Annotated in this window: 6 protein-coding genes and 1 pseudogene; 1 reads left to right on the top strand and 6 read right to left on the bottom strand. The window is 73.9% G+C overall.

Going from position 1 to position 13,091, the window contains the following annotated elements; translation table 11 throughout:
• A pseudogene (locus tag F8271_RS24830) lies at nt 1-294 on the bottom strand (hypothetical protein); the annotation flags it as partial.
• Between the two features lie 2 nt (nt 295-296).
• Nucleotides 297-2,828: an FtsK/SpoIIIE domain-containing protein gene (locus F8271_RS24825; RefSeq protein WP_151492239.1), complete on the bottom strand. Its 2,532-nt coding sequence runs from the start codon at nt 2,826-2,828 to the stop codon at nt 297-299.
• A 189-nt stretch (nt 2,829-3,017) separates the two neighbouring features.
• Between F8271_RS24825 and F8271_RS24820 the strand changes: the two genes are divergently transcribed.
• Nucleotides 3,018-4,550: a M1 family metallopeptidase gene (locus F8271_RS24820; RefSeq protein ID WP_151492238.1), complete on the top strand. Its 1,533-nt coding sequence runs from the start codon at nt 3,018-3,020 to the stop codon at nt 4,548-4,550.
• Between the two features lie 237 nt (nt 4,551-4,787).
• Here the strand turns inward: F8271_RS24820 and F8271_RS24815 are convergent, their stop codons facing one another.
• From F8271_RS24815 to gltB, 4 genes are all read right to left on the bottom strand, one after another.
• Complete coding sequence (locus tag F8271_RS24815) at nt 4,788-5,303, bottom strand: hypothetical protein (RefSeq protein WP_151492237.1); 516 nt, start codon at nt 5,301-5,303, stop codon at nt 4,788-4,790.
• Between the two features lie 58 nt (nt 5,304-5,361).
• Nucleotides 5,362-6,750 (bottom strand): MFS transporter, encoded by a 1,389-nt coding sequence (locus F8271_RS24810; RefSeq protein ID WP_225854735.1) that lies wholly within the window; start codon nt 6,748-6,750, stop codon nt 5,362-5,364.
• A 171-nt stretch (nt 6,751-6,921) separates the two neighbouring features.
• Nucleotides 6,922-8,457 carry a glutamate synthase subunit beta gene (locus tag F8271_RS24805; protein WP_151492236.1) on the bottom strand — a complete coding sequence of 512 codons (1,536 nt, stop codon included), beginning with the start codon at nt 8,455-8,457 and terminating at the stop codon, nt 6,922-6,924.
• On the bottom strand, nt 8,450-13,084 hold the full coding sequence (gltB, locus tag F8271_RS24800) for a glutamate synthase large subunit (RefSeq protein ID WP_151492240.1): 4,635 nt from the start codon (nt 13,082-13,084) through the stop codon (nt 8,450-8,452). Before gltB ends, F8271_RS24805 begins: the two co-directional genes overlap by 8 nt.
• Between the last annotated feature and the right edge of the window lie 7 nt (nt 13,085-13,091).

Here is a 13,091-nt window from a genome sequence, read left to right as displayed (position 1 = left end):
CGGCGCGCCGGCTGCGCCGGCGGGTCCGCCGTCCCCCGGTCCGGGTGCGGTGGGCGGCCCGGGGACAGCGGCGCCCGCGGGCGCATAGGGCGAGCCGGGTGGTGGCTGGTCGATGCCGATCGCGCGGCCGAGCTGGTCGAGGCGGTGCCCCTGGGCGGTCAGCCGCTGGTGCAGCGAGTCGGTGGCGGCGTGCAGGTCGCGGCGGCGTTCGGACTCGGCGGCGACGTGTTGCTCGCCGGCCCGGTGCTGCTCGGCGAGCTGTCGGGCCAGCGCCGCGTACTCCTCGAAGGACACCGTCAGCGCTCCCCGTCCGGTTCGTGCCCGTCGCCGGCGAACGGCACGATCAGCCTGGTGCGCTGGTCGTGCCGGTCGACCAGCAGCGCCCGGTCGGCGCGCGGCGTGTAGGCGAGGTCGTGGACCCCGAGGTGCAGCGCCAGCTCGGTGCCGGGCACGTTGAGGGCGACCAGGCAGGCGATGTCGTCGCGGTTCTGGGTGCCGCCGAGGTCGTCGGCGAGCCGGCGCAGGCCACGCCACCACCCGAGCAGGTGCGCCCCCTGAGCGGGGCCCTGGCGCAGCAGGGTGCGCAGGTCGTCGAGGCCGGAGCGGAACGTGACCGGGTCGGCCGCGCCGAGCACCGGCGCGGCGGCGTCCATGCCGAACACCACCAGGTATTCGCGGCCGGCGGCCTCGCCGGCCAGTTCGGCGATCCGCTCGCGCAGCCCGGCCGCGTCGACGCGGCGCACCGGGTGGCCGGCGGACCGCAGCCGAGCGTCGGTCTCGTCGGCGACCGGGTCGGCGGCGGTGACCAGTGAGGCCAGCAGGAAGCGGGCGTCGCCGGGGGTGTGCTGACGGGCCAGGCTCACCGTCGCGGCGCGCAGCACGTCCGCTCCGGTCGGTGCGGTGCCGACGACGGCGAGGTGCCGACCCGGGGTGGTGTCCATCAGGAACAGCGCGGTGGTGCCGTGCACGTCGACGGTCCGGCCGACCAGAGCCATCGGCCGTCGGCCACCGGGGCGCAGCCCGGCGAAGGTGGGGTCGTCCTCGACACGCGCCGCCTCGTACCCCTTGAAGACCGCCGGCGCTCGCGAGCCCGGCGGGCGGGCCTGCCACAGCTCGTGGCGCAGAGCGGCGAGGTCCGCCGCGGCGGCGTGCGCGTCGGGGAAGCGCAGCACGGTGTCGGCGCCGACCGCGCCGGCGGCGGTGTTGACCACGGCGGAGCCGATCGGCAGGGCCGCGGCGGCGTCGTTGAGCTGGTCGAGCACCCCGCCGCCGCCGGGCAGCGCCACCCGCAGCGCGAACTGCCCGAAGATCGCCTCGGCGCGGCCGTAGAGCGCCTCGATGCCGGTCATGCTCTGGCTGGCCAGCACCAGGTGCACGCCGTAGGAGCGGCCCTTGCGCGCCAGCTCCTCCAGCAGGTCGACCGACTCGCGGGCCAGCGCGTCGTTGCCGGCGAGCAGCACGTGGAACTCGTCGATGACCGCCACGATGCGCGGCAGCGGATTGTCCCGCGGTAGGTCGGCGAGTTTGGTGACGCCGTGTCGCTTGAGAGCGGTGGCGCGGCGCTGCGCCTCCCGGCGGAGCTCGCGCAGCACGGCGAGGCCGTACTCGCGGTCGGACTCGATGCCGACGGCGCGGGCGTGCGGCAGCCAGGACGGATCCCGTGTGGTGGGCACGAACTCGGTGAAGCTGACGCCCTCCTTGAAGTCGAGCAGGTAGAGCTGAAGCTCGGCCGGGGAGTAGCGGGCGGCCAGCCCGTAGAGCACGTCGAGGAGGAAGACGGTCTTGCCGGCGCCGGTGCGACCGCCGACCAGCCAGTGCGGCGTGGCGTCGTCGAAGGCCACGGTCAGCGGGGCGCGGCCGGCCCGGCCGATGACCGTCCGCAGGCCGTTGCCGGCCGACTCGGCCCAGCGCCGCTCGGGCAGCAGCTCGGTGAAGGGCAGCGCGTCGGTGCGGCGGGCGGCGGCGCCCAGGTGCTCGGCGAGGGCGCGCACGGACGCCGGCGGCGGGTCGCCGTCGAGCAGCACGGGTGCGGCGAGGCCGCTGCCGTCGGCGCTGAACGGGGTGCCGGGCGGGTCGCCGACGGACGCGTACCCCTGGTTGAGCCGGATCGCGGTGGTGCCGCCCAGCGGTGGCGCGGTCTCGCCGGGCAGCCGGGACGGGTGGCCGGCGAGCAGCACGCAGACGGCGGCGGCCGGGCCGGCGTGGGTGAGCGCGGCGAGCCGGGCCAGCTCGCGCGGCGCCGGTGCGGCGGTGGCGACGACCACCAGCAGGTGCCGGGCGGCGGGCTCGGCGTGCTGCGCCGCGCGGGCGTGCCGCTCGGCGGCGTCCAGCAGTGCGGTCACCTCGGCCTCGCCGGTGGCCGGCGGGTCGAGCACCCCGGCGTCGAGCAGCGGACGCAGCGGACCGAAGGTGGCACCCAGTGCGGCGGTGTCGATGCCGGCGACGCGGACCTGCCCGGCCGGCGCGGTGGCGACCAGTCGCAGCACCAGCGCCCGCAGCAGCGCGGCGACCCGGGAGTCCCGGGCGTCGGTGTCCAGGGCGAGGTGGTGGCCGCCGCCGAGCGGCACCAGGACGGGGAAACCACCGTCGGCTGTGGACGCCTCGCCGATCCGCACCGCCGTCGGCGCGTCGGTGAGCGCGGTGGCGCCCGGGGTGGGGGTGGCCAGCGCGGCACCGAGGCGGGCCAGCCGATCGACCAGGTCACCGGCGCCGACCGGCGCGGCGGGTGCCCGGGCGGCGCCGAGCGCTCCCCGTGCGCTGTCCAGGTGCGCGCGAGCCGCCCGGTGGGCGGTGACCGCCTGCCCGTACGCCGACGCGAGCCTGCCCACGCTGTGCCTCCCACGGCTGTCCGGTTCGCGGAAACCCTAACGGACACCGGTGACACCGGGACAGTACCGACCCGCGCGTTCGGGGTGCGGCGGCCGACGGCCCGCTGTGGACCGTCGGCGGCGGGCGGCGCGTTTCACCGTTGTCGATTAGGTTGGCGAGGCGTACACCCGATGGAGGGAGTCCACCTCGTGCGACGAGTCCTCACGGCGGCCACCGCCGCCCTGACCCTCACCACCGCCGGCACCATGCTCGCCGGCACCCCCGCCCAGGCCGCCCCGACAGGCTGGGGCCGACCCATCGTCACCGTGGCGCCGCAACCCGGCGCGCCCGGCCTGGGCGACAGCTACTTCCCCGACTACGGCAACGGCGGCTACGACGTCGAGCACTACGACGTGCGGCTGCGCTACGACCCGGCCACCGACCGGCTCACCGGCACCACCACCATCCTCGCCACCGCCACGCAGGATCTCTCGGCGTTCAACCTGGACTTCCTGCTCGACGTCGAATCGGTACGGGTCAACGGCTGGGCGGCGACCACCAGCACCGCGGGTGTGCACGAGCTGGTGGTCACGCCGGCCCGCACCATCACCCGGGGTGAGCAGCTCACCATCGTGGTGCGCTACGCCGGCATCCCGTCGGAGACCCTGGTCGGCGGGTACACCGGCTGGACACGTACCGACGACGGCGCGCTCGCGGTCAACGAGCCCGAGTCGGCGTGGTGGTGGTTCCCGAGCAACGACCACCCACTGGACAAGGCCACGTTCGACATCTCGGTGTCGGTGCCCACCGGCGTCGAGGTGATCAGCAACGGCGTGCAGCCCCGGCCGCCGCTGGCCGAAGCCGGCAACCGCACCCGGTGGATCTGGCGAACCACCTCCCCCACCGCCACCTACCTGGCCTTCATGGCCATCGGCCAGTACGACATCGTCACCGACACCACGCCGAGCGGCCAGCCGGTGGTCAACGCGTACAGCACCTCGCTGGGCGCGCTCGGCCCGGCCGCGCGGGCCAGCATCGAGCGGACCGCCGAGATCGTCGACTGGGAGAGCGGGATCTTCGGCCCGTACCCGTTCGAGGCACAGGGTGGCGTGGCCGGGCCGGTGGACGGCATCGGCTTCGCGCTGGAGACGCAGACCCGACCGGTGTACGGCCCGGGCTTCTGGCGGCGCGGCGCCAACACGTACGTGGTGGCGCACGAGAACGCCCACCAGTGGTTCGGCGACTCGGTCTCGGTGGCCGACTGGCGCAACATCTGGCTCAACGAGGGCTTCGCCTCGTACGCCGAGTGGCTGTGGTCGGAGGAGCAGGACGAGGGCACCGCCCAGGAGGTCTTCGACTTCACCTACGCCAGCTACCCGGCCGACGACGAGTTCTGGCAGGTGCTGCCCGGTGACCCGGGTGCCGGTCGGGTCTTCGACGACGCCGTCTACGACCGGGGCGCGATGACCCAGCACCAGTTGCGCCTGGCCGTCGGCGACGACGCGTTCTTCGAGATCCTGCCCGCGTGGACCGCCGAGCACCGGTACGGCAACGGCACCATCGAGCAGTTCCAGGCGCTCGCCGAGCGGATCTCCGGACTGGACCTGGACGACCTGTTCACCACCTGGTTGTTCACCGCGGGCCGGCCGGACGTGGCCAGCGCCGCGCGCAAGGCCGCCCCGCCGGCCGAGCCCAAATCCTGGGCCAGGATCCGCGAGGCGCACGAGCTGATGTCCCACTAGGGATCCGGTGTGGACTGGAAGGGCCCGTCGCCGATGCGGCGGGCCCTTCCGGTCGCCAGCGCCCGTCTCCGCGGCGTCCCGCTGTTCTCTTGGGACGCGGATCGACGACCGACCACTCCAGTGCTCGCCTGTAGAGCTGCCCCAGATATGGGGCGATGACGGTGCCCCATATCTGGGGCAGCTCTACAGGCGCCGTCGGGGTTGCACTCACCCGATCGAGAACCTGGACGGGCCCGATCACGGAGTCGCTGGGACACCTGTCGCCGCGGTCGTGCTCGCCTCGACGGCGCGGATGTGCCGGTAGGCGAACCAGAGCGGCGGGAACGCCCCGACCGCGAAGGACAGGTCGATGAGCGTCCAGAACCACGGGATGTCCCGGATCGGGCCGCAGATCAGCGCCAGCGGGACGATGCCCGCGCAGGCGATCATGCCGACCTGCACCACCCAGACGTTGCGTACCGGGTCGCGCAGCGGCCCCCAGAACGCCACCGCCAGCACCAGGTGGGCGAAGGCCAGCCAGTCGGTGCCGTAGAGCAGGAACGGGTAGTCCTCGCCGGCCGTCACGAGCCCGGTGTGCACCCGCTGGATCCAGTCGACCAGCGCCGGCAACTGGTCGGCGAACGGTTCCAGGGCGCGCAGCAGCCAGCGCACCTCGATCTCCAGCGGGAACGCGGTCACCCCGCTCAGAAAGAGCCCGACCAGCACGACCCACAGCCACCGGCGGGTTCGCCGCAGCCGCTCCTCGATGTCCATGATCGCAGCGTAACGATGATCTTCGTGCCGGTTGTTCCCGCGGACGGTGACCGCTGTCTCAGCGGCTGGGCGCCGGACCGGCCGTGGCCAACTCCCCCAGCCGGGTCGCGCCCACACCAGGGCCGGCCGGCGCGACGACACACACCGCCCCGGTGGGCCGGACGATGCGGGCGGCTCGGAACGCCGCCCGCCGTACCGGATGGCGCGGCTGCGGGACGACAAGCGTGAGGGTGGCCGACCGGCCGCGCTGCCGGTCCAGGGCGACCGCCGCCGCCGTGGTGGCGATGGCCGCGACGGATCCGGCCAGGACGAGCGTCTGCCGCGGCCCGGCGTGCTCGGCCAGCCAGCCGAGCAGCGGCGCGCCGACCGCGGCGGAGACCGAGCCGGTGACGGCGAGGGCGGCGAGCACCCGGCCGCGCATCGCGCCGTCGGTGTCGAGTTGGGCGCGGGTGCCGACGGTGGTGTCGATGACGACCGCGGCGGCGGCGATCGGCAGGATCACCGCGGCGAAACTCCACGCACCCGGTGCGAGACCCGCGACGATCTGCAGGCCGCTGGCCAGCAGACCGGCACCGACCAGCGTCCCGTAGCCCAGCGAGCGGCGGCGGGCCGCGACGAGCGCACCCACCACCGTCCCCACCGCGAACACCGTCGACAGCAGTCCGTAGCCGGACGCGCCGGCGTTCAGCGGTCCGTCGCTCATGGCGGCCATCGTCACCTGGTAGTTGCGGCCGAGGCTGCCGAGCACGAACGACAGGGCGAGCGCGAGGAGCAGCACCGGCTGCCCGCGCAGATAGGCGAACCCGGCCCGCACGCCGTCGTGCACCCGGCCACCGTCCGGCGCGGCCCGGGCGGGAAGGGCACCCGGCCGTACGGCGAACAGCGCCACCACCACGGCCGCGAAACTCGCCGCGTTGATGCCGAAGAGCAGCGCGGGGCCGACGGCGGCGACCACGATGGCGCCGAGGCTCATGCCGAGGATGCGTCCGGCGGAGTTGGTGAGCGAACCGAGCGCGAGGGCGTTGCCCAGCGTCTCCCGGTCCACCAGCGTCGAGGACCAGCGGCCCATCACCGGGCCCTCGACCGCCGAGACGGCACCGCTGGCCAGGGAGATCGCGAAGATCAGCGGTAGGTCACCGACCCCGGTCAGGGCGACCGCCGCCAGCCCCGCGGCGAGCGCCGCGTGAGCCACCTGGGCGGCGATCAGCAGCGGACGGGCGGGCAGGCGGTCGGCCAGCACGCCGCCCCAGACGCTGAGCAGCAGCGTGGGCGCCGCCTGGAGCAGCACGGCGAAGCCCATCGAGGTCGCCGACCCGGTCTCCTTCAGCACGTACCAGTTGACCCCGAGGACCTGCATCCAGGTCCCGATGACGGAGACGAACCCGGCGAGCGCCCAGATCCGGTAGTTGCGGTGGCGCAGCGCGGCGAAGGTGGCACCCGTGGCCACGACGAACCTCCAGCGATCGGCGGCATGAGCAGTCATGCCGATCGCGGCGCGGTTCGGCAGCCAACAAGTCTTGCCCGCTCAAACGTGTTTGCCCATATTTGTGAGCGGCTTCACCAGCGGGAATGTCCGGCCGGGCGGCAGCGACCGCCGCACCGGCCGGACGTTCTCGGGTCAGCGAACGGCGAGCGCCTGCGCGGCCGGGCCGACCGGCGCCGGCAGCGCCCCGGCACCGCCCAGGTGGCTGTGGATCGCCGCGGCCGCCGCGCGGCCCTCGGCGATGGCCCAGACGATCAGCGAGGCACCCCGGTGCATGTCACCGGCGACGAACACCCCGTCGGCGTCGGTCTGCCAGTCGTCGCGGGCGTCGACCGCGCCCCGAGGATTCCGGGTCACCCCGAACTGCGCCAGCAGCGGCTGCTGCTCGGTGCCCTCGAACCCGATCGCCAACAGCACCAGATCCGCCGGCAGCTCCCGCTCGGAACCCGGCACGACGGTGACGACCCGCCGGCCGTCACGCTTCTCCACGGTCACCTCGGCGATCCGCACGGCCCGCACCTGCCCGGTGCCGTCGTCCACGAACTCCTGCACCGCCACGGCGAAGACCCGCTCGCCGCCCTCCTCGTGCGCCGGATAGCTGCGCAGGATCCACGGCCACGTCGGCCACGGATCCCGTTCCTCGTCGCGCTCCCGCGGCGGCTGCGGGTACAGGTCGAGCTGGTGCACGCCGGCCGCACCCTGGCGGTGCGCGACGCCGAGGCAGTCGGCCGCGGTGTCACCACCACCGATGATCACCACGTGCTTGCCGGCCGCGTCGATCGGGGTGCCGTCCGGCAGCACCGCCCGCCCGAGCCGGCCCTCGCCGGTCACCGCGACGCCCGGCTCGTCGGTGGCCGCCGTGGCGACCGCGCGGTTGGCCGCGACCAGGTGCGCCATCGCCTGGTGTACGCCCCGAAGCGCCCGCCCCGGGGTCTCCGGAGTGTCCCGGCCCTGCAACGCGCCGCAGGCCAGCAGCACCGCGTCGTGCTCGGCGCGCAACTGCTCGGCGGTGACGTCCACCCCGACGTTCACCCCGGTGCGGAAGCGCACCCCCTCGGCGGCGAGCTGGGCCAGCCGGGCGTCGATGTGCCGCTTCTCCAACTTGAAGTCGGGGATGCCGTACCGGAGCAGGCCGCCGATCGCGTCGTCGCGCTCGTACACCGTCACCGCGTGACCGGCGCGGGCCAACTGCTGGGCGGCGGCGAGGCCGGCGGGCCCGGAACCGACGACGGCCACCGACCGGCCGGACGGGGCCGGCACCGGGCGCGGGGTGAACCCGCGCGCCGCGGCGGCGTCGGCGATCTCCACCTCGACCTGCTTGATGGTCACCGGCTGGCCGCCGGCGATGCCCAGCACACAGGCCGCCTCGCAGGGCGCCGGGCAGAGCCGGCCGGTGAACTCCGGGAAGTTGTTGGTGGCGTGCAGCGACTCCACCGCGGCGTCCCAGCTGCCGGTCCGGACCAGGTCGTTCCAATCCGGGATGCGGTTGCCCAGCGGGCAACCGTCGTGGCAGAACGGGATGCCGCAGTCCATGCAGCGGGTGGCCTGCTCGCGGACGAGTTGCTCGCCGGCCGGCGGGTACACCTCACGCCAGTCGCTGATCCGCACCGGCACCGGGCGGCGGGCCGGCAGCTGCCGGTCGTAGCGCAGGAAACCGTTCGGGTCAGGCACGTGCCACCTCCTGGGCCGCCACCCGCGGGGCGGGCGGCACCGGTGCGGCGGGTGCGCTGAGCGCGCTCATCACCGCGTCGTCGACGTCACGGCCGGCGGCTTCGGCGGCCCTCATGATCTCCAGCACCCGGCGGTAGTCGCGGGGCACCACGGCAGTGAACTCGCCGACCGCCTCCGGCCAGCGCTTGAGCAGCTCCTCGGCGACCGCCGACCCGGTCTCGGCCACGTGCCGCTGGACCAGCTCGTGCAGCGACGCCTGCTCCTGCTCGCCCAACGGCGCCAGGTCGACCAGCTCCGCGTTGACGCGGGAGCGGTCCAGGTGGTGCACGAACGCCGTACCGCCGGACATGCCGGCAGCGAAGTTGCGGCCGGTCGCGCCGAGCACCACCACCGCGCCCCCGGTCATGTACTCGCAGCCGTGGTCACCGACGCCCTCGACGACGGCGACCGCGCCGGAGTTGCGCACCGCGAACCGCTCCCCCACCCGGCCGCGCAGGAACACCTCGCCCGCGGTGGCCCCGTACAGGATGGTGTTGCCCGCGATGATCTGATCCTCGGCCCGCTGACCCGGCTCGGCGTCCGGGTCGAGGAACGGCGCGGCGGCGTCCGGGCGGACGATGATCCGACCACCGGAGAGGCCCTTGCCCACGTAGTCGTTGGCGTCGCCGTGCAGCCGCAGGGTCACCCCGCGCGGCAGGAACGCGCCGAACGACTGCCCGGCCGTGCCGTGCAGCACGAACTCGATGGTGTCCTCGGGAAGGCCGGCACCGCCGAAGCGGCGGGTCACCTCACCGCCGAGCATCGCGCCGACGCTGCGGTGCTCGTTGCGCACCGCCACCTCGACCCGCACCGGCGCGCCGGTGGTCAGCGCCGGACGGGCCAGCGCGATCAGCTCGTTGTCCAGAGCGTGCTCCAGCCCGTGGTCCTGCGCGCGGACCCCGCGCCGGACGGTGCCGGCGGGCAGCTCGGGCAGGTGCAGGACGGGCGCCAGGTCGAGCCCGTTGGCCTTCCAGTGCGTCACCGCCGGGGTGACGTCGAGCAGTTCGGACTGCCCGATCGCCTCCTCGATGGACCGGAAGCCCAGCTCGGCCAGGTAGCCCCGGACCTCCTCGGCGAGGAACAGGAAGAAGTTCTCGACGAACTCCGGGGTGCCGGTGAACCGCTCCCGCAGCACCGGGTTCTGGGTGGCGATGCCGACCGGGCAGGTGTCCAGATGGCACACCCGCATCATCACGCAGCCGGCGACGATCAGCGGCGCGGTCGCGAAGCCGAACTCCTCCGCACCGAGCAGCGCCGCGATCAGCACGTCGCGGCCGGTCTTGAGCTGACCGTCGACCTGCACGGTGACCCGGTCGCGCAGCTTGTTGAGCAGCAGCGTCTGCTGGGCCTCGGCCAGCCCCAGCTCCCACGGGGTGCCGGCGTGCTTGAGCGAGTTCAGGGGGGACGCGCCCGTGCCGCCGTCGTGACCGGAGATGAGGATGACGTCGGCCTTCAGCTTCGCCACGCCGGCGGCGACCGTGCCGACGCCGACCTCGCTGACGAGCTTGACATGCACGCGGGCGGCCGGATTGACGCACTTCAGGTCGTGGACGAGCTGCGCCAGGTCCTCGATGGAGTAGATGTCGTGGTGCGGCGGCGGTGAGATCAGGCCGACGCCCGGCGTGGCATGCCTGGTCCGGGCGATCCACGGCCAGACCTTGTTGCCGGGCAGCTGGCCGCCCTCGCCGGGCTTCGCGCCCTGCGCCATCTTGATCTGCAGGTCATCGGCGTTGACCAGGTATTCGCTCGTCACGCCGAACCGGCCGCTGGCGATCTGCTTGACCGCCGAGCGGCGGGCCGGGTCGTGCAGCCGCTCGACGTCCTCGCCGCCCTCGCCGGTGTTGGACTTGCCGCCGAGGCGGTTCATGGCGACCGCGAGGGTCTCGTGCGCCTCGGCGGAGATCGACCCGTACGACATGGCGCCGGTGGCGAACCGCTTGACGATCTCGGTGGCCGGCTCGACCTCGTCGAGAGGGACCGCCGGGCGGACCCCGGTACGCAGCGTGAACAGCCCGCGCAGCGAACCGGCCTGCGCCGCGAGCGCGTCGACCTTCGCGGTGTACTGCCGGAACACGTCGTACTGGCGGCTGCGGGTGGCGTGCTGCAGCAGGAACACCGTCTCCGGGTTGAACAGGTGCAGCTCACCCTCACGGCGCCACTGGTACTCGCCGCCGACCTCCAGCCGGTCGGAGTCGGCGGCACCCGCCGGCGGCCAGGCCAGCGCGTGCCGGGCGGCCACCTCGGTGTGCACGCCGGCCAGCCCCACCCCGCCGATCCGGCTGGGCGTGCCCCGGAAGTAGCGGTCGATCAGCCGGGTGTCCAGGCCGACCGCCTCGAAGACCTGCGCCCCGCAGTACGACGAGACCGTCGAGATGCCCATCTTCGACATGATCTTCAGGACGCCCTTGCCGAGCGCCTTCGCGTAGTTGCGCACCGCGGCGGCCGGCTCCACGCCCGGCAGCGCGCCCGTGGCGACCATGTCCTCCACCGACTCGAACGCCAGGTACGGGTTGACCGCCGCCGCGCCGTAGCCGATCAGGACCGCCGCGTGGTGCACCTCCCGGCAGTCGCCGGACTCCACGATCAGCGCCGCCTGGGTGCGGGTCTGCTCCCGCACCAGGTGCTGGTGCACGGCGGCGGTGAGCAGCAGCGACGGGATCGGCGCCAGGTCGGCGTTGGAGTCCCGGTCGGAGAGCACCAGGATGCGGACGCCGTCCTCGATCGCCTCGGACACGTGCCGGCAGATCTCGGTCAGCCGCGCCTTGATCCCGGCGGAGCCCTCCCGGATCCGGTACAGCCCGGAGACCCGGACCGCCTTGAAGCCGGGCAGGTCGCCGTCCTCGTCGATGGAGAGGATCTTGGCCAGCTCGTCGTTGTCGATGATCGGGTGCGGCAGCACGATCTGCCGGCAGCTCGCCGCACCCGGGTCGAGCAGGTTGCCCTCCGGCCCGATGGTCGACGCCAGGCTGGTCACCAATTCCTCGCGGATGGCGTCCAACGGCGGGTTGGTGACCTGGGCGAAGAGCTGGTGGAAGTAGTCGTAGAGCAGCCGCGGCCGGGTGGACAGCGGCGCGATCGGGGTGTCCGTGCCCATCGAGCCCAGCGGCTCCGCGCCGGTACGCGCCATCGGCGCGAGCAGGATCTTCAACTCCTCCTGCGTGTAACCGAAGGTCTGCTGGCGGCGGCGCACCGAGTCGTGGGTGTAGACGGTGTGCTCACGGGCCGGCAGGTCGTCCAGCTCGATCAGACCGGCGTGCAGCCACTCGGCGTACGGCTGCGCGGCGGCCAACTCGGACTTGATCTCGTCGTCGTGCACGATCCGACCGGCGACGGTGTCGACCAGGAACATCCGGCCCGGCTGCAGGCGGCCCTTGGCGACCACGTGGGCCGGATCGAGGTCGAGCACGCCCGCCTCGGAGCCCAGCACGACGAGGCCGTCGTCGGTCTGCCACCAGCGACCCGGGCGCAGCCCGTTGCGGTCCAGCACCGCGCCGACGATCTCGCCGTCGGTGAACGCCACCGACGCCGGCCCGTCCCACGGCTCCATGAGGCTGGCGTGGAAGCGGTAGAACGCCCGCTTGTCCGGCCGCATGCCGGGGTCGTTCTCCCACGCCTCGGGGATCATCATGAGCACGGCGTGCGGCAGGCTCCGCCCCGCCAGGTGCAGCAGCTCCAGCACCTCGTCGAAGTTCGCCGAGTCGGAGGCGCCCGGGGTGCACACCGGGAAGACCCGCCGGATGTTGCCCGGCACGTTCGGCGACCGCAGCAGCGCCTCGCGCGCCTGCATCCAGTTACGGTTGCCGCGAATCGTGTTGATCTCGCCGTTGTGGGCGATGAACCGGTACGGGTGCGCCAGCGGCCAGGACGGGAACGTGTTGGTGGAGAAGCGGGAGTGCACCAGCGCGATGGCGCTGTCCACCCGCTCGTCGCGCAGATCCGGGTAGAACGCCGGCAGCTGGTCGGGGGTGAGCATCCCCTTGTAGACCATCGTGCGGCTGGACAGCGACGGGAAGTACGCCGGCACGCCCCGCTCGGCGGTCTCCCGCTCGGCCTGCTTGCGCAGGCAGAACGCCACCCGGTCCAGCTCGATGCCGCTCAGCGCGGAACCGGCCGGGCCGGCGGGTGAGTCGGTGAGCCGACGCGCGGCCACGAAGACCTGCCGAACCCGGGGCATCGCCGCCAGGGCGGTCTCGCCGAGCCCGTCCGGGTCGACCGGCACGTCCCGCCAACCGAGCAGATCGGCACCCTCGACCAGCGCGTACTTCTCGACGACACGACGGGCGCGCGCCTCGGCGGCGTCGTCGTCGGGGAGGAAGACCAGACCGGTGGCGTACTCACCGGCCGGGGGCAACGCGACGTCGGCCACCGCGCGCAGGAACGCGTCCGGGACCTGGATCATGATGCCGGCGCCGTCACCGGTGTTGGGTTCCGCGCCCCGGGCACCCCGGTGGTCCAGGCGGCACAGCGCGCCGAGCCCGTTGGCGACGACCGCGTGCGAGCGCCGGCCGTGCAGGTCCGCCACGAAGGCCACCCCGCAGGCGTCGTGCTCCTGCGCCGGGTCGGGCAGCGCGGCCTCATCGAGCACCATCAGCGGT

It is taken from the genome of Micromonospora sp. ALFpr18c, assembly GCF_008868155.1.
Classification (GTDB): domain Bacteria; phylum Actinomycetota; class Actinomycetes; order Mycobacteriales; family Micromonosporaceae; genus Micromonospora.
This window is presented reverse-complemented; position numbering and strand designations above follow the sequence as displayed.